This window comes from Kordia jejudonensis (assembly GCF_001005315.1).
Taxonomy (GTDB): Bacteria; Bacteroidota; Bacteroidia; order Flavobacteriales; family Flavobacteriaceae; genus Kordia; species Kordia jejudonensis.
Window position 1 is genome coordinate 50,242 of record NZ_LBMG01000038.1, and the last position, 17,257, is coordinate 67,498.

At 29.1% G+C, this 17,257-nt stretch carries 20 protein-coding genes; 13 read left to right on the top strand and 7 right to left on the bottom strand.

Translation table 11 applies throughout. The features are described from left to right. Nucleotides 1-63: 63 nt before the first annotated feature. The 5 genes from AA089_RS17210 to AA089_RS17230 all read right to left on the bottom strand — a co-directional run bounded on the left by AA089_RS17210 (nucleotide 64) and on the right by AA089_RS17230 (nucleotide 6,201). Nucleotides 64-1,338, bottom strand: coding sequence for a sensor histidine kinase (locus AA089_RS17210; protein WP_046758231.1), 1,275 nt, complete (start codon nucleotides 1,336-1,338; stop codon nucleotides 64-66). 1 nt (nucleotide 1,339) lies between these two features. Then, nucleotides 1,340-2,017 (bottom strand): response regulator transcription factor, encoded by a 678-nt coding sequence (locus AA089_RS17215; protein ID WP_046758232.1) that lies wholly within the window; start codon nucleotides 2,015-2,017, stop codon nucleotides 1,340-1,342. 189 nt (nucleotides 2,018-2,206) lie between these two features. Further along, a complete protein-coding gene (locus tag AA089_RS17220) occupies nucleotides 2,207-4,732 on the bottom strand; it encodes a TonB-dependent receptor (RefSeq protein WP_046758233.1) in 2,526 nt (841 codons plus the stop codon). Beyond that, nucleotides 4,716-5,630 (bottom strand): FecR family protein, encoded by a 915-nt coding sequence (locus tag AA089_RS17225; RefSeq protein ID WP_046758234.1) that lies wholly within the window; start codon nucleotides 5,628-5,630, stop codon nucleotides 4,716-4,718. Before AA089_RS17225 ends, AA089_RS17220 begins: the two co-directional genes overlap by 17 nt. Nucleotides 5,631-5,676: 46 nt before the next feature. Continuing rightward, a complete protein-coding gene (locus AA089_RS17230) occupies nucleotides 5,677-6,201 on the bottom strand; it encodes an RNA polymerase sigma factor (RefSeq protein WP_046758235.1) in 525 nt (174 codons plus the stop codon). A 113-nt stretch (nucleotides 6,202-6,314) separates the two neighbouring features. On the opposite strand from AA089_RS17230, the gene AA089_RS25585 reads away from it, so the two are divergent. Both AA089_RS25585 and AA089_RS17240 read left to right on the top strand, forming a co-directional pair. Continuing rightward, a complete protein-coding gene (locus AA089_RS25585; RefSeq protein WP_064972227.1) occupies nucleotides 6,315-8,096 on the top strand; it encodes a hypothetical protein in 1,782 nt (593 codons plus the stop codon). Between the two features lie 63 nt (nucleotides 8,097-8,159). Beyond that, nucleotides 8,160-8,591, top strand: a complete 432-nt coding sequence (locus AA089_RS17240; protein WP_241480009.1) for a hypothetical protein — start codon at nucleotides 8,160-8,162, stop codon at nucleotides 8,589-8,591. Nucleotides 8,592-9,226: 635 nt separating this feature from the next. Here AA089_RS17240 and AA089_RS17245 read toward each other — a convergent pair. Further along, nucleotides 9,227-10,456, bottom strand: a complete 1,230-nt coding sequence (locus AA089_RS17245) for an ApeA N-terminal domain 1-containing protein (protein WP_046758236.1) — start codon at nucleotides 10,454-10,456, stop codon at nucleotides 9,227-9,229. A gap of 428 nt (nucleotides 10,457-10,884) precedes the next feature. Between AA089_RS17245 and AA089_RS24920 the strand changes: the two genes are divergently transcribed. The 3 genes from AA089_RS24920 to AA089_RS17255 are packed head-to-tail and all read left to right on the top strand — an operon-like array spanning nucleotide 10,885 to nucleotide 11,981. Continuing rightward, the gene (locus AA089_RS24920) at nucleotides 10,885-11,049 is read left to right on the top strand and encodes a hypothetical protein (protein ID WP_156169077.1); all 165 of its coding nucleotides are present in this window, start codon (nucleotides 10,885-10,887) and stop codon (nucleotides 11,047-11,049) included. After that, on the top strand, nucleotides 10,973-11,803 hold the full coding sequence (locus AA089_RS17250) for a hypothetical protein (protein WP_046758237.1): 831 nt from the start codon (nucleotides 10,973-10,975) through the stop codon (nucleotides 11,801-11,803). The genes AA089_RS24920 and AA089_RS17250 overlap by 77 nt, the downstream gene beginning before the upstream one ends. Beyond that, nucleotides 11,790-11,981: a hypothetical protein gene (locus AA089_RS17255; RefSeq protein ID WP_046758238.1), complete on the top strand. Its 192-nt coding sequence runs from the start codon at nucleotides 11,790-11,792 to the stop codon at nucleotides 11,979-11,981. The genes AA089_RS17250 and AA089_RS17255 overlap by 14 nt, the downstream gene beginning before the upstream one ends. Here AA089_RS17255 and AA089_RS17260 read toward each other — a convergent pair. Beyond that, a complete protein-coding gene (locus AA089_RS17260; protein WP_046758239.1) occupies nucleotides 11,978-12,424 on the bottom strand; it encodes a hypothetical protein in 447 nt (148 codons plus the stop codon). The two genes, AA089_RS17255 and AA089_RS17260, sit on opposite strands and share 4 nt — an antisense overlap. 349 nt (nucleotides 12,425-12,773) lie before the next feature. On the opposite strand from AA089_RS17260, the gene AA089_RS17265 reads away from it, so the two are divergent. The 8 genes from AA089_RS17265 to AA089_RS17300 all read left to right on the top strand — a co-directional run bounded on the left by AA089_RS17265 (nucleotide 12,774) and on the right by AA089_RS17300 (nucleotide 16,839). Further along, nucleotides 12,774-12,956, top strand: coding sequence for a hypothetical protein (locus AA089_RS17265; RefSeq protein ID WP_046758240.1), 183 nt, complete (start codon nucleotides 12,774-12,776; stop codon nucleotides 12,954-12,956). 30 nt (nucleotides 12,957-12,986) lie between these two features. Further along, complete coding sequence (locus tag AA089_RS17270) at nucleotides 12,987-13,202, top strand: hypothetical protein (RefSeq protein WP_046758241.1); 216 nt, start codon at nucleotides 12,987-12,989, stop codon at nucleotides 13,200-13,202. A gap of 75 nt (nucleotides 13,203-13,277) precedes the next feature. Continuing rightward, on the top strand, nucleotides 13,278-13,775 hold the full coding sequence (locus tag AA089_RS17275; protein ID WP_046758242.1) for a hypothetical protein: 498 nt from the start codon (nucleotides 13,278-13,280) through the stop codon (nucleotides 13,773-13,775). Then, entirely contained in the window at nucleotides 13,753-14,709 is a 957-nt protein-coding gene (gene gwsG / locus AA089_RS23840) for a grasp-with-spasm system ATP-grasp peptide maturase (protein ID WP_053002526.1), read from the top strand. Before AA089_RS17275 ends, gwsG begins: the two co-directional genes overlap by 23 nt. Beyond that, entirely contained in the window at nucleotides 14,700-14,885 is a 186-nt protein-coding gene (locus AA089_RS17285) for a hypothetical protein (RefSeq protein ID WP_046758243.1), read from the top strand. Before gwsG ends, AA089_RS17285 begins: the two co-directional genes overlap by 10 nt. Beyond that, nucleotides 14,875-15,966, top strand: coding sequence for a grasp-with-spasm system SPASM domain peptide maturase (gwsS, locus tag AA089_RS17290; protein ID WP_046758244.1), 1,092 nt, complete (start codon nucleotides 14,875-14,877; stop codon nucleotides 15,964-15,966). The genes AA089_RS17285 and gwsS overlap by 11 nt, the downstream gene beginning before the upstream one ends. A gap of 31 nt (nucleotides 15,967-15,997) precedes the next feature. After that, nucleotides 15,998-16,204, top strand: coding sequence for a hypothetical protein (locus AA089_RS17295; RefSeq protein WP_046758245.1), 207 nt, complete (start codon nucleotides 15,998-16,000; stop codon nucleotides 16,202-16,204). Between the two features lie 50 nt (nucleotides 16,205-16,254). Continuing rightward, nucleotides 16,255-16,839, top strand: a complete 585-nt coding sequence (locus AA089_RS17300) for a hypothetical protein (protein WP_156169078.1) — start codon at nucleotides 16,255-16,257, stop codon at nucleotides 16,837-16,839. The last annotated feature ends 418 nt before the right edge of the window (nucleotides 16,840-17,257 follow it).

A 17,257-nucleotide genomic window follows, 5' to 3' on the forward strand; every position in this document is an offset into this window, starting at 1 on the left:
AATTAACTATACAAATTCAGAGGCAAAATTAATTTTAGAATCTAAAGACTATTTAAAGGAAATCTAAAGTGAATTATAAGAGAATGTATATTGGTGCATACTGTCTTTAAAATGGTATTGAATTGACATTTTATGATAGTCACAAATTTTTTTGACGATAGCCAACCCTAACCCTAAAGATTGAGTGTTATTGTTTTCTTTGTAAAAGCGTTGAAATATTTTTTCAGGTGCATGTAAGATTTCAGTTCCACTATTACTTATGGATAAATTATTCTCGGTAATCGAAATAACTATTTTTCCATTTTCAGCGGTGTATTTAATTGCATTACCTATTAAATTTGAAATTAAAACATCCAACAAGGTTTTATTCATTAATAGTGTAACTATATCGCGCTCCTTGTAAGAAATTAGTATTTTTTTACTTTTAGCTATTTCTTCAACCGCTTCTATAATTGATGATACACGCTCATTAAGATTGATACTTTCTGTTTCTGAAAATTGTTGATTATCAATTTTAGTTAGTAAAATAAGACTTTTATTAAGTTTTGATAATCGTCTTACATTTCGCTGTATATCATTTAATGTAATTGTGTCTCTTTCACTTAAAACACTGGAATTGTCTATCAAGTTTTCAATTTTGGCTTGGATAATGGCTAAAGGAGTTTGAACTTCATGAGAGACATTTTCAGTGAATTGTTTTAAGTTTTCATAATCTGAAATAACCTTTTCTGTTAATGATTTTAAATTGTCATTAAGTTCAACAAACTCTAAGATATCAGAATCCTTCAATTCAATTTTTGATTTTGACTTAACAGAAAATGCTTTGATTGCTTCCAAATTTTCAAAAAATGGCTTCCATATTATTTTATTTATGTAGTTAGTATAAAAGTATTGAGCTAAGTACATCACAAAAAATATGATAGCAAATGCAATCAAGATTGAGATTAATATATCTTCAGATTCTACTACAAGAGTCCTAACTGTAATTTTATAGTTAACATTATTTACTTTTATAAATGTATTTAACTCACGAAATTCTTCATCTTCATTTTGAGAAGCATCATAAAGAACTACATAACCAATTGATTGTGGTTTAATTTCACTGACTTCACTAACTTCAAATAAAGGACTCAAAGAAGTTACTGTTTTGTTTTGTTTTAAGAGTTCCTCTATTCTATGAGTAGATGAATAAAGACCTTCATCAGTCTCATCTTTAATAATAGCATTTGTAATAAAGTATAAGGAAATAAGACATAATAAAGCAAGAACTAATCCGAACTGAATGTAGCTTTTTGCAATTTTTTTTAGAAGCTTTATTTTGTCTTGATGTGTTTCCAAATTATGAGTTTTCAGTAAATTTATATCCGCTACCGTAAGCGGTTTTTATGTACTTTGCTCCAGCAGTACTTATTTTTTTTCGCAAGTTATTAATATGTACATAAATAAAATCAAAATTGTCTAATAAATCACTTTGATCTCCCCATAAATGTTCTGCGATGGTTTCTTTTGAAAGAACTCTTTCCTTATTGGTAATAAAAAATAATAATAAATCATATTCTTTTCGGGTTAACTGAATTGAATTATTATTTACAAAAACTGTCCTAGCGTCAGTATTCATTTTAATTTCATTAAAGATTATATGTTCCCCACCATTTTGTTTCCGTCTTCTAAATATTGCTTTTATACGCGAATTTAGTTCCGCTAGATGAAAGGGTTTTGTCATATAATCGTCTGCTCCTAAATCTAATCCTAGTAATTTGTCGTCCAAAGAACTGTTAGCTGAAATGATTATAATGCCCGTATTATTATTTTTATCTTTCAGTAATTTGATAACATCTAAACCACTTCCTGTAATAAGATTAATATCTATTACCGCAATATCATATTCGTATAATGACGCTTTATAAATCGCTTCTTCATAATCAGAAGCGACTTCACACACATTATTCTCTCTTTTTAAAAAAGTAACAATAGATTGCTGTAATTCTATTTCATCTTCTGCTATGAGAATTTTCATTTTAAAAAAAATTATAGATAAATATAGTGTATAAATCTAAATGTATTCTTAAGAAAGTATTAATGTACACTGCGATTAATATAGTTATTAATTACGCTACTATCTACAGAATCCTTAAATGTAAATGTTTATGTAGAGTGAGTTCGAGCATCTAAGAGTTTTAGTAATGTTCACCAAGAGGTAATGAATTTAATTAAAATACAACCTACACGAAAAATTAGGTGTCATACCTAGTGAAAAACGCTGTATATCAGAAACAGTATCTTGTGAATTAATTCGGTAATATTTTTCTATTTGATTGTTAGTATTTAGTACATTCCAGAGTGCAAATGCAAAATCTAATCGCATCTTTTCTGATAATTGGTACGCATATTTAGCTGAAAAGTCTAATCGGAGATAATCTTCTAATCGTGAAGTATTTACTTGTTCGTAGTTGATTTCTCCGTTTGAGATTTCGTTTCCAACAATAGGCATCGTTATTGGTTTTCCTGTTCTCCAATTTAGTCCTAAGCCTAATTTTAAAGAATTATAAGAATAAGTAATCCCAGAAGTTACCGAATGAGTGATATCATAGTTACTAGCAAACGGATTTGCTTCTAATGACTTGAACGTGTATTCATTGTTCATATACGAATAACTAAGCCACATATTTAAGTTGTCTAGTTTTTTTCTAAGTAGCATATCAATTCCATAAACACCATACTGTCCACTTGCTTTTGTAAATTCATATTGATTTTGAAAACCTTGACTTTGTGTGGTAATTCCATCAACTTCTTTAAAATACCCTTCAACACTTGCCAACCAATTATTTTTTTGATAGTTAAGTCCAACCGATAGTTGTTTGCTGGTAAGTACAGGAATATCGCTATCATTCGATAATTGCCAACGTCTTTTTTCAATACCCAAAAAATCATTTTGAAAGTTCACAATTTGTGAGGTGTTTTGATGTTTAAATTCTGCTTGTGCTTCCACAATAAAATCATCCAAAAACGTATGACTCAAACTAAATCTTGGTTCAATGATATGCTTTTTAAACTTATCTAAATAGTTATAACGTCCTCCAAAACTGATTTGTGTGTTTTTATCATTTGAGTTATAGTTAATTCCTGAAAAGAAAGCATGCGTACGCAACACTTCCGATAGTAACAAACGAATCAAAGGAATGTCAATATCGTCCAAATTGGTCACTTCTGTTTCTACAAAATGATATCCTGCATTGATGGTAAAATTATCATTGTACAAATAATTCAATTTTAATTTTGCACTGGTTTCTGAAACTTTATTTTCTTGTAAAAAACGTTGTGAATCTAACAGATTAGCGTTTATAGCTCTTAGCTTATAGTCTGATTCGTAAATTTCAAGTGTTGTAAACAGTTTGTCTCTCCAATTATTTTTAAAATACAATCCTGCACCAAAACTTTTTTGTTCCAAGTTACTTTCTCTGGAATCTTCAATAGTACCTGTTACTAATGTTTCGGTAAAACTTAATGTATTAGAAACAAAAATTCCATTCAATCGTAATTCATTACGATCATCTATGTTATACAACCAACGAAAAGAAGTATCATAAAAATCAAAGCCCTTATCAGAATTGATAATATTTTCTTGATTTTCTGCTACTTCGGTATCCTGTTCTATTTGCTCAAAATAGGCATTGTATGCGGGCGTTTCTATCAGATCATTAATTGATTTCCGAGCTGCAATTTGTATAGATGATTTTTTACCAAGTGGCGTATCAAAAAATACATTCGCATCCGTAAAATTTACTCCTACACTTCCTTTAAAAGTTGTTGAAATATTTTTGGCTGTTTCCATAGCTATCGTACCCGAAACACCATCTGTTTCACTTATATCTGTACCATTTTTTAAGAGTTGAACTTTTTGGGTAATTTGAGGATTGTACATCGAAATCAACCCAAAAAAATGTCCCGATTGATACATTTTGATACCATCCCATTTAATCAGGTTTTGATCGTGAGTTCCACCACGAATATTCAAATTAGATACTGTTTCATTAGTACTTTGAATACCAGGAAACGCTTGCACAGCTTGCAATACATCATTCTCTATCATTCCTGGCAACAAATCAAAATTCTTAAAATTTAATGTGAACGAACCATTGCTAAGTTTGCTAATTCCTGATGCTATATAGTTAGATATAATGACACTAGAGAGCGATTCTGCTTGCTGGATAAGATATACGCTTCCGCATCCATTTTCAGTAAAATTTTCACTAATGCGTTGTATGGTTTTATAAGATATATGTCGTATAGTAATCAATTCTTTCGGAGAAGAAATTTGTAAACGAAAAAAACCATTTTCATCACTTGTAGTGGCGTTTGTCAAGCCTTGAATGGTTGCTGATTCAATGGGAACATTTGTGTCTTTATTTTTTAAAAAACCACAAACAATTACCCCTTTTTTTAACTTCACAATAATAAAGCGACTGTCCATTTGTTGGAAAGTAAACTTTGTTTCTCTTTCAAGTTGTAGTAATATGTTGGAAAGTGATGTTGAAAAATCAGGAGTTGTGACACTGACTTCTTTGAGTTGTTCTTGTGAATAATTAAATTCAACCTCAAATTTTTTCTTTACATTTTCTAAAACCGCAATCAGCGATTCTTTCTTATCAGGAGCGATACTATTTTGCCCAAAACTGTATGTAGCAAAGAGCAAAATAATAAGAAATGTATATATGTTATTGGTTAACTTCATATACGATTACACTTTTTTCAGTATCTATTTCAAAGCGTAAATTCATAGGTTCGGTAACTGATTTTAAGGCTTTTTGTAGGTCATCATGTTGAAAACCTCCTGTAAAGAGTTGACGACCATTCATATTTTCTGTAGAAATTTTTACATTAAATTGGCGTTCCATTTCGTCAAAGACTTCTTGCAACGGTACAGCCGAAAACGAACTGAGGTTTTGCATCCAGTATGGTTTTGTATCGCTTAATTTTCGTTCTATCAATTCATCATTTAGAATCACCAATTGATCGCCGTGTTTTAAAAGACGTTGATGTGTTCCTGTTACAACTTTTACTGCGCCTTCATAACACGTTACTTCAAAATAGTTAGTTCGCTTTTTTACATTAAACTGCGTTCCTACCACACGAATAGTATCTTTTTGTGCAATCACATCAAATGTTTCTCCTTTGGCAACTTTAAAAAAGGCTTCTCCATTTAATTGTACCATTCGCTGATTGTTCCAATTCTCTTTGTCATATTTAATTGATGATTCAGCGTTGAGCACAATTTCAGAGGTATCAGGTAATAGAATAGTAGTTTTTTCACTAGCTACAGTTGTAATAGTTATAAGGCTGTTATTAAAAAAGAGTGTATATAGTCCAAATAAAACTACAAAGACACCTGCCATTTTTAAAATCGGCATAAAAATTCTTGAAAAATTTCGTTTTTGTGTTTGCGATGATAATTTGTTAGCCTTGAAAGTTTCAAAATCATCAACGGTTTGAAAATTTGAAGCTTTAAATTTTTTTGCATTTTCTACAATAGACTGATAATATTCAAAATCAGCACTCTGTTCAAAATCTTTCAATTCAGATTCTGAAAGCTCCTCATTTAGCCATTTTTGTATCAAATTATCATTATCCATTTCTAGTGCATTTTATATGTAACAACTCATTTTAAAAAATCCCTGATTATTTTATGGAAAATCCTTCTAATTGTTCTTTTAATATCATAAAAGCTCTGTGAACCCTGTATTCTACTACCTTAACAGTAATACCCAACATTTCTGCGATTTCTTTTTGTTTTTTGTTTTCTGCCTTGCTTAACAAAAAAGCGACTCGGTATTCCTCTTTCATATTTTCTAAAACTGAATTGTATTTCTCTAAAAACTCCGCTTCTTGCATAATAAATTCAGGACTCTCGTTGGTATGGGTTTGAGTATTGGTTTTTTGATATTTCAGTTTTACTTTTTCATGTTTTAGTTGATTTAGTACTAAATTATTAGCAACTGTAAAGAGAAAAGATTTTGCTTTGGAAGGAGAAACCATACCACAATTCTTCCAAAGTTTTAAAAAGGCTTCTTGTGTAGTATCATTAGGATTGCAAGTGCTACCATATTTGTAATATAAAAAATCATGTATATTTTTTGAAAGCTTCCGATAGATACTTTCAAAAATACGTTCTTCGCAAACATGAGTTTCTAGTTCTTTTTCCACGTATAAAAATGTTAAAAAATCAAGATACTCATTTTTTTTTAATCAAAAGTCAGGGATTTTAATTTCATGGTTGTTGTATTAGCAAAAGAAGAAAAAACTAAACTTAAATACTTATGAAAGCACTAACACAACTTTTCGCAATTGCATTACTTTTTGTAATGGTAAGTACTTCCTGTAGAACAGAAGACATGGAAGTTATTGAAGCGCCACAGGAACAAACGTTGGATATCAACTCTCCAGTAAAAAGCCTGATGCAACGCACTGCAACCAATGATGGTTCTTTTGATAATATTATTGATAATGCAAATTGTACTACTGTTCAGTTGCCTGTCACGGTAGTTGTAAATGGACTGGAAATAACAATTGATTCCCAAGAGGATTTTGCCACTATTGAAGCTATTTTTGATGAATTTGATGATGATAATGATAATTTAGAAATTCAATTTCCTATTACCATCACATTAACTGATTTTACAGAAGTAGTGATTAATAATGCCACTGAATTTGCAACATTTACTGCCAATTGTAACGGTCAAAATGTAAGTGATGACGATATTGAGTGTTTAGATTTTAATTATCCTATTGTCGCTTCATTCTTTAATACAAATAATGAATTGTTAGAAACTATTTCTATTATGAATGATGCAGAAATGTATGCGTTTATTGAAAATATTGATGACAACGATATCATTACCATTCAATTTCCAATTACAGTGACAACCTTTGATGGACAAACCATTACCATCAATAACTTTACAGAACTAGAAAACACGATCAATAACTATGATGATGTATGCGATGAAGACGATGACTATGATTATAATGATGACGATTGCAACAACTGTACAAACGATCAATTAGCAACCGTATTAAGTCAATGTTCCAATTGGATGGTAGATAAGTTAGAACGAAATGACAATGATTTAGAAGATACCTATGTAGGTTACAATTTCAACTTTGGAACAGATGGAAGCATACAAATCACTTCTGGTACTGGAAACTTTGCAGGAACTTGGCAATCTTCTGGTTCAGGAAATAACATTTCAGTCATCATAAATATACCTGATTTCCCAGACTTTAACGCTACTTGGAATCTTCATGAGATAGAACAAGAAAATGATGAGACAAAAGTAGATTTACGACTTGGAGATGATCGTCTACGATTTGAAAGTGACTGCACATCTTCAGGAAACAATGGAAATGTGGATGACACTGCTTTAGTCAATTCACTTACTATGGGCGATTGGTATATTACTTATTATTTTGATGATACAGATGAAACAACAAATTATACAGATTATGTATTCAATTTCGCTTCTGATGGTTCTGCAACTGCTAACTTAATGGGAACAATTACGAATGGTTTTTGGAATACGTCTGTTGGCGATCAAACAGCATTAGAACTCAACTTAAACTTTGGTAATACTTCTCCTTTAGACGAACTGGCTGAAGATTGGGATGTGTTGGAAGTTACCAATGACATTATACGCTTAAAAGATGTGAGTGGTGGCGATGGAAGTATCGACTATCTAACTTTTGAACGCAATCCTTCAACTGGCGGAAGCACAAACAATTTAGACACCATTCTAAGTGATGGCACATGGATTGTAGATTCATACACAGACGATGGAACTGATGAAACTTCTGACTATACAGGATATCAACTGACATTTATGAGTAATGGAACTGTACAAGCAACAAATGGAACTATAATTAATGGAACATGGAATGTTCAAAATGCTGGAAATGTACTAAACCTTAATTTCAGTGGAATTCCATTTGACGAATTTAATGACGATTGGGATGTGATTTCTGTAACGGCTACGGAAGTAATTCTCCAAGATGTTAGTGGCGGTAATGGTGGAACAGATGTGCTTAAATTCTCTAAACTTTAAATATTTACAATTATGAAAACAACATTCAAATTAGTTTTTTTATTAATGATAAGTTTCTCTCTTATGTCAACTACTTGTGAAACAGATGATGATGTGCTTATTGACAACTCTCAAACCATTGCCGAAATAGCAAATATTGCCGAATCAGGCACATGGAGAATTACAAGTTTTGTAGACTCTGGACAAGATGAAACCAACGATTTTAATAACTACAATTTTACCTTTGAAGCTAGTGGAACAGTAACTGCTAGTGATGGAACAAATCAAATACAAGGAACTTGGTCTGTTTCAGATGATAGTAATAGTAGTGATGACAGTAGTTCTGATGATGATATTGATTTTAATATCTCATTCAACGTACCTAATACAAGTGAATTTTTCGATTTGAATGACGATTGGGATATCATCAGTTATTCTTCTACTACAATTAGTTTACAAGATATAAGTGGTGGAAATGGCGGAACAGACACCTTAGTTTTCCAAAGAAACAATTAATCTTTTTTTGCCCTAAAAAACCTTAATAGTTAGTTGAAGCTGCCTTTTGTAAAAAAGGTAGCTTTTTTGTTTTCACCTTGATTGAAGATCAATAAAGAGTGCAAACTATTTTTCATAAAGAAAGTGATATTATTAGATGATAATTTTTTTTAAAACACTTAAAGTATTACTTTAAATAACCTTAGCTAATATTTATCTCGCAATTTCAAAAACAAAAAAATCAATTCAAAAAGTATATAAAAATTCATCAAATTCTTTTAGAACTTTTTAGTAAAAACAATATAAACTTTTTGCAATTTCACTTAAAACATAGCACAATTTTTACACAAATCTAGTACAAACAAAAACAAATTTTATTAGATATTTTTACAAAAATTTATTGAAAATTTGTGAAGTTTTTGTGGAATATTTGGCAAAATTTATTGAAAATTTTATCAAGTTTTATTGAAATACTAAACAAACATTAATATAATTTTTGACAAAGTTTATACCAATATTAAATAAATACTAATCAAAATTTTGTCAAAAACTAGATGAAATTTTAATAAAAATTATTCTCAAAACAATTGATTTACAAAACCTTATACCAAAAAGTTGTTTTTTATTATTTTCTAAAAATAAATAAAGTAACTATTTTACTCATCTTTTAACGAATTAGCACTTAGAATTTGATTTGTACGTTTCATATCAATATAAACTCTATTTCCCTGATTTATAAATTTGTCAAGTATCGATTCTGAAAGTCCAATATTTTTAGCTAATAAATATCCAATCACAAAATCAAATAAGAAGCTTACGTATAGTAACTCAAAGTCAGAATAAATACCTCTATTTTTTTGATTACTATGAACATGATAATCCCTTGATCGTATCACTTTTCCTGCAAATGAACTCCATTCTTCATCAGTCAATTTTCCTATAGACTTAAAAATTTCTTCGTAGTTCTTAATATACTTTTTTAAATTATTTTGATCAATACCTGAGTAAATTTTACAAAACGCTTCAAACGTAGAAATACTATTTGTAAATCGCTTACTATGACTAATACCACTTGAGATAAAATTATCCATTAATCTATGTAGACAAAATCTAAAATTATCGTTAGTATAAGCTGCAATCAGAATTTTAGATAATTCACTTTTAATGTCTTTATATTCTGTATATATAAAATTATACGTACTTTTTGATAGTTTTTTATCATTATAGTAAACCTCTTGCCAAGCATTACAACCTAAACATTGAAATTTAAATTCGCTAAACTTGCTGGAACCTCCTCTTAAAAACTGAAGCACTTCTTGAAATTGATCATAAATTTCGATGGCTTTTAAAACACTAACAGCTTCTTTTAAAATAAACTTTACCTTTCCGTGATTACTTATAACAAGTTTTGAACGATTCTTCATTCGATAACTTATGAATTGTTGAATTTCAATCATAAATTCATCTTGTTGGATTTCGTATTGATCTGTAAATTCCTTTTTACTCAAAGAGTTTGTCTGATTATTATACCAGACAGCGTGATTTATCCATTTGACTATTGCTTCATTAATGACATAGAATTCTTTTATCAATAAATTTTCAGTTAAAATTATATGTTCATTACTAACAAAAAGATATTTAGGCTTGTAAACTCTGGATTCTATAATCCCTGAAGTTTGATTTTGTATTAAGCAGTCAACAAAAGTTGCGTATCCAAGTCCTGTAAAAACACCTACGATTTGTAATTCCTTAAATACCATTTCAGAAGAATGTAGATTGGTTTCAATAAAAATATCATCCTCCTTAAAGAATAGAATACCGAATTGTTTTTGACTTTCTTTTCCTAAAAACCATATTTCGCCGTGATATCTTTTTTGCTTATCCATTATGTTATTTATATTATTGCTCTGTTATCATGTTTTTGTTAAGATTCACAATGATTTTTTTTTGGAGTGTAAACAAAATGATCATAATGAGTTTTTTTTGTATGTATTGAAATAAGAAAATTTTAATACGATTAAATTATAGTTAGTATCAAAAACATTTTTTTCTGATGTAAAACAAATATAATTTGATGTGAAAACAAGATAGTATATTATTTCATATAAATTTCTTTAAAAGTAAATACCATTTAGTCAGTAAGGCAAAACCATAATTCCACATTTTGAATGAAAATTCGCTATTAAATATTATATTTGATTGTATAATATTACTACTTTAGCTATAACTTTACAGTGTTTATAAGGTGTAAATTTCTGACTACTGCCGTTTTCATATACATTTGATTTAATGTTAATTATTAAATCAAACAACCATGAGAAAAATTGTATGTATTAGTGCATTAGTGTTCGGATTATCACTTTTTAATAGCTGTACACCTAATAGTGTTGAAGAACAAGAATATGAAGAATTTCAAGCAACAGACAAGGGAGACGTTACAGCTCCAGGAGTCGAAGACGAAGAAGATTCAAACGACTAGATTTATTTTATACATAACTGCAATAATTTCTGTTATTGCAGTTTTTTCTCATGTATTTTTTCCAACTACGAATCCAGAAGTAGTACAAGCAAGATCTGCACATAAAAAAGTAAAAAAGGAAAGAGATACTAAGTTTGCAGAATTGAGAATAAACCAAGAACACTATTCTAAAGGTATAATTACCAAAAATGAATTTGACGAACTTAATAGGAGTTTATTAACTGATTACCTTATTCTTTATGATGAATCTAACATAAAGTATAAAGAACTTGGTTTAGTTAAACAAGAATCAAAAGTTTTCTATTTTAAAAACATGAATGTTTTTTTATATCAAACTAGCGTCTTTGTAGTGCTGTTAATTTTATCAGTTTTGTTCTACATTACGCTTCAATTGATAGAATACAAATCATTAAAAAGAGCGTATCAATTTTGTTCTTTTGCTTTTATGACTATTGCATTCTATTATTTAGTTTGGATTTTTTACCCAAAATCTGAATTACCCTTCTTAGCATATATTTTCACAATGTTGGTTATTGCTTCAATTTCAACAGTTGCAAGTAGGTATTTTTTAAAGTGGATAATTCAAAAAGAGTCTATCGTATTCATTCATAAAGAAAACTTTAAACGTTTATGGTATTTCATAATCAATATAACACCAAATTTTATAAGCGATACTAAAAAGAAAGAAGACTATATTGATGGATATACAAAAGAAATAGAGGAATTTAAAATACCCTACCATGAAGAACCATAATATCAAAAAAGTAAAACATTTACACAAACTCGGATATTTAAAAAAAGATTCTTCTGATAAAGCAATAGAGGAAATTGAAAAAAAAGTAGAAGAACTCCGAAAAGAAGTAGAACGCATGAAAAAAGAAAATGACCATTATTTAAGTCACCTACCTAAAGGTATTGATTTAGCTTTTTAATCGGAATCTTTATCGGTTGAATGTGGCTTGATAATTCCAAACTCAATTAATCTTTGACGTATTTTTTGTTCTGCTAAATTATCTATAAATAACTTCAAATATTCCGACTTCTTATAATATTCCTCTTTATTCTTAACAAAGTGATCTACCAATTCTATAAGTTCAAAACGAACACCAAGCTTCTCTAAGTATATATCTTTTGAATCATTCGATTCTAGTAACATTTCCCCAGTGCCATCCGTCAACCATTCGCGAGATACATTAAACTCTGTACACAGTATGTCGGTTAGTACTTGTCTTGATTTTTCTCTTGGATTGTCAATGATTCCGTTTTTAATTTTATCAGCCGAAACTTGAGACAGCAAACCGTTACTAATCTGTTGGATTTTATACCCGCTAATATCCAATTCTTTCATGGCATTACGTATTCGATTGATATTCATATTTTTTAATTTGTATAAAAATTATATAATTTATAAAACTTTTATTATATTTGTTTTGGTCGATAACCAAAGATATTAAAATTAAGCGCAAAGAAAGCTGCTATTATTAATTTCTGAATAATAAACAACACAAACAAATACCATATTCGGAAAAGACAGAAAATAAAAGTAATTTACCTAAAATAAGGGGAAGATTCCCCTTACTTATTGTGCAATTTTTTAGTTTATTTGTAGTTATCATATTATAGAATGATTCCCCTATTTCCATAAGTTGTATTGCAGAATTTAAAATGGGCGATGCTGAAAACCCTATTAGAATAGAGTAAGCAAAACTATTATTTATACACTTATGAAAGTAAACAAGTTTAAGCAAATCGAAAAAGTTAATTTATCTCAAATTTATGGAGGAACAAAACTCCATAAAACTACAATGGGCGATCCTGAAAAACCAGAATATACTGATGTTCATATTGATAGAGACGACGATGACAAATGGAGTGAAGGAGACGAATTCGTAGTCACTAGACTTTAAAAATTTATTAACAAAATTTATTAGAAAATTATGAAAGCAAAAAGTATAAAAAAATTAAAAACTTTAAAAGTAGAAATTCCTTCTATCTATGGCGGATTTGATGGAATTCATGCAACTGGAGGTGGAACTATTCAAAATATGGCTTATGAAAGTGATTTATTTGTAGATGATAATGGCGATGGAAAATGGAACGCAGGAGAATCGATGCATTTTTACCACACAACACCTGTAATAAACAGATTGTAATTTTTATATTATTAAATCAGTAACCTACTTATACTAAAGTATTATTTGTATAAGTAGGTGTTAAAAAACAAGATCATGAAAAAAGTTATATACCTGTTTTTTCTTTTACCATTAATATTGTTTAGTCAAGAAGAAAAAAAGAAACAAATACTAGCTACTTCTTTAATTGAAGAAATTGAATTGATGTCTGAAAAAGATCAGTTATATAGAAGTGGTATTTTTTACGATCAGCAACATTTACTAAGCGAGGAAGAAAGGAAAACACTTTGGAAGTTTCAGTTTTCAAAAGATGATGAAAATACCAAAAAGCTTATAGAAATTATTAAAAAGCACGGATATGTTGATGAAACTAATTCAAATCTTGAATATGTATCTATACTTCCATTCTTTTTACACGCTCCCAAAAAATATTGGAAAGAAATAAAAATCATAATAAATAAAGAGCGAAAAAAAGGGAACATTGATGATGCTAAATACAACAAGATAATAGAACACATGAAATTTAGTATTCCAGAAGATTTAAAAATTAATTATACAGGACGTAAAAAGAATGATTCTATTAATAAGCAGTAAGTATGATGTTTCAACAAATAATGTCATAAAGTGGTTGAATTACTATGGAATTAACTTTTTGAGACTAAACACCGAAGATTTCAATTCTTTGAATCACTTTTCACTAAGCAATACATCATCAAAACTGAAAGTTAATAATGTTGATTTAGATAGCATCACATCAGTATGGCATCGACGCGGTAGATTAAGACACGTACCCAATTCTTTAAATGGCTTAGGAAAAGTAACGGACTATTTAAAGAAAGAAGAAGATAGTTTAGTAAAGTCAATTGAAACATATTTAAAGAACACTAGAAAATACATTGGTTCTTACACAAGTGAAGTAGAAAACTATAAGCTAGAACATCTCATGATGGCGCGAGAATGTAATTTGAATATTCCAAATTCTATGATTACTACGAACAAAAAAGAATTGATTGATTTTTACAATACACATGATCAAATTATATCAAAAGACTTACGTTATTCAATCAATATAAAAACTGAAAAAATTTGTATTAATTCAATAGGAACATTCAAAGTTACGAACGATTTAATTAAAGGTTTGGAAGATCAATTTGCACCAATTTATGTGCAAGAGTATATAGAAAAAGAATTTGAAATTAGAGTTTTCTATTTTGAGAATAAGATGTTTGCAATGGGTATTTTTTCTCAACAAGATGAACAGACACAAGTTGATTACAGAAACTATAATAATCAAGTACCTAATAGGTGTGTGCCGATTAGTCTACCAACTGATATAGAAAAAAAGTTGTTAGAATTTACAAAAAAAGTCAAGTTAAATACTGGCTCAATAGACCTTATTTATTCAACTGACGAACGATATGTTTTTTTAGAAGTCAATCCAATGGGGCAATTTGATTGGGTGTCCAAAAACTGCAACTATTATATAGAAAAATCAATTGCTAAAGAATTTTTAGAGGTATGCAATTAATAAAAATAGAACAACTGCCTTTAACTTTTCATAAGGCAACAATCACAGAAACAGCTACAATAAAAAAAGCAAAAAAAGAACATTTTATCTTAATCAAGAAAATAGGTTCAGATAAGATTTCAACTGAAAAATTTTATAAACCAATATCAAAAATATTCTCATTTGATGAAGACTAACATACCATTCAAATTATTTGCAAACTGTATTCTAGTAAAAGGTATCAGTAGAAGTACTATATGTGATCTACAGCGAAATGATGTTAGAGTAATCCCAAATGATTTATATGATTTATTGATAGAAAATGAAGGTAAGACCATTATTGGAATTAAAGAGCTATACGAAAACAAATTTGATGATATTATAGAAGAATACTTTCAATTTCTCTACGATAATGAATTTATATTTTTCACAAAACAAACTACTATTTTTCCAAAATTATCGATGGACTGGTCAGATAGTACAATCATTAACAATAGTATCATCGACATTGATGAAAATTCTAATTATGATATTGTAAATATCTTGAAACAACTCAATACCTTACATTGTAGACATCTTGAAATAAGAAACTTCAATAATGCCAGAGTTAATATATTAGAAGATATACTTTCTTTTTTGAATGAAAGCGAATCAACTATTCAATCAGTAGAAATACTACTTCCCTTTTTTAAAGATATTGAAGAATGGATAACATCTATAAAAGATAAATTTTTACGTGTGGATTTTATTCGAGTTTTCAAAAGTCCTTTCAATCAAAATAGAGTTCCAAATAAAGATTGTAAAGCACATATAATGTTCACAAAGCAAAATTATATTAGTGAATTATGTTGTGGAAAAATTAGTCAAAAATTCTTTTCTGCTAATATGAAAGCATTTACCGAAAGTATGAACTATAACTCATGTTTAAATAAAAAGCTTTCAATTGATAAGAATGGTATTATAAAAAATTGTCCATCCATGCAAAACGGTTATGGTTCGTCAGATTCAGTAAGATTGGAAGACGTTATTTCAGATAGTAATTTTACTAAAATATGGAATATTTCCAAAGATAAAATTTCAGTATGTAAAGACTGTGAGTTTCGCCATATATGCACCGATTGTAGAGCCTATACAGAAAACCCAGAAGATGAGTTTTCAAAGCCTTTAAAATGTGGTTACAATCCAAAAACAAATGAATGGTCAGATTGGAGTACGAATCCTTTAAAAGAAAAAGCAATATCATTTTATAATTTACAGGCGGTTACTGAAAAGCCTTAAATAGAGTAAGGGAAATTAAAATTTATTACCAATGAAAAAACTAAATTCAAAGAAAATCGATTTAACAGAAGCTCATAACATTATTGGTTATGGTTGTTCAACTACTTGGACATCATCTAGCGGAACAGGAAAAGACACCTATTTTGACGATAATGATAACGGTAGATTGGATAAGGGAGATACCATATTTTTTGATAATGGTAGAGTCGGAACAATGGGTGGTACTATTCAACAGTAAACAAAAATCTAAAGGGGATTTTTTCTAAAATTCCCTTTAAAACTAACACTATGAAAAAAATTATAGTCCTTTTTATCATACTTATTTCTTGTAAGACAGAAAAAAAAATGACCAATTCTGAATTATGCAATGAATTATCAAATTTACATTTACAAGACCAATATTACAGAGGTTTGCAAGAATTAGAAGATCCATTTTTTGTTGTACTAGATTCTTTAATGGGAGTAAATAATTTGAGTCATTCCGAATATGCTAATCTGCCTGAAGAAAAACAATTAAAATTTGGTAAAATCGCGAGAAAAATTGCTGATACAAAACCAAAAATATTACCGCAAGCACAAGACTCTTTAATGAATTTACAAAAAGAGATTGATTATAAAACGACTAAATCATTACTTCAAATTGTAAATAAATATGGCTATCCAAATATAACAGAGCTAGAATGTGAAAATTATGCCGCACCCTTTTTGATTTTTGGTCATGCACCCAAAAAGTATTGGAAAGAAATAGACAAATTAATAGAAAAAGAAAAGAAAGCTGGACGTATAGGACAAGGAGACTATAAATACATTAAATGGCATATTGGCGGAAGAAAAGATGATGAAACAGATCAAATCCAAATTCAAGTAAATTAAAAAAAACACGTCAAGAATAGTATCATTTTTTCAACTTTTTTTTCAGTTACTAATAGGCACTTTCTCGAATACTAGTGCCACGATTCAAGACGTGTTTACAAGCAGATTTTTAGTCTAATCTGCTGTTTAGAGCAAGGCGATGAAAGGTAAGGTTAAAACTTCTCGCCTTGCCACTTTAACAAAGTTAGCAAAGATTTACGTATTCAATAGTAATTAAATGAATAATCAGAGAATTAAATATTTCGGTTGGTTTATTGCAGGATTCTGTACTGCGGTTATAGTTGGAATCATATTCTTTGTAACGGCTTATTATTTCTATTTAAACTAAACAAATAATTAACCTTAATATCCTCATCCCTCAAAAGCTTCAATTGTAATGATTGAAGTTTTTTTGATCGTATTACTGTTTAAAAATTAT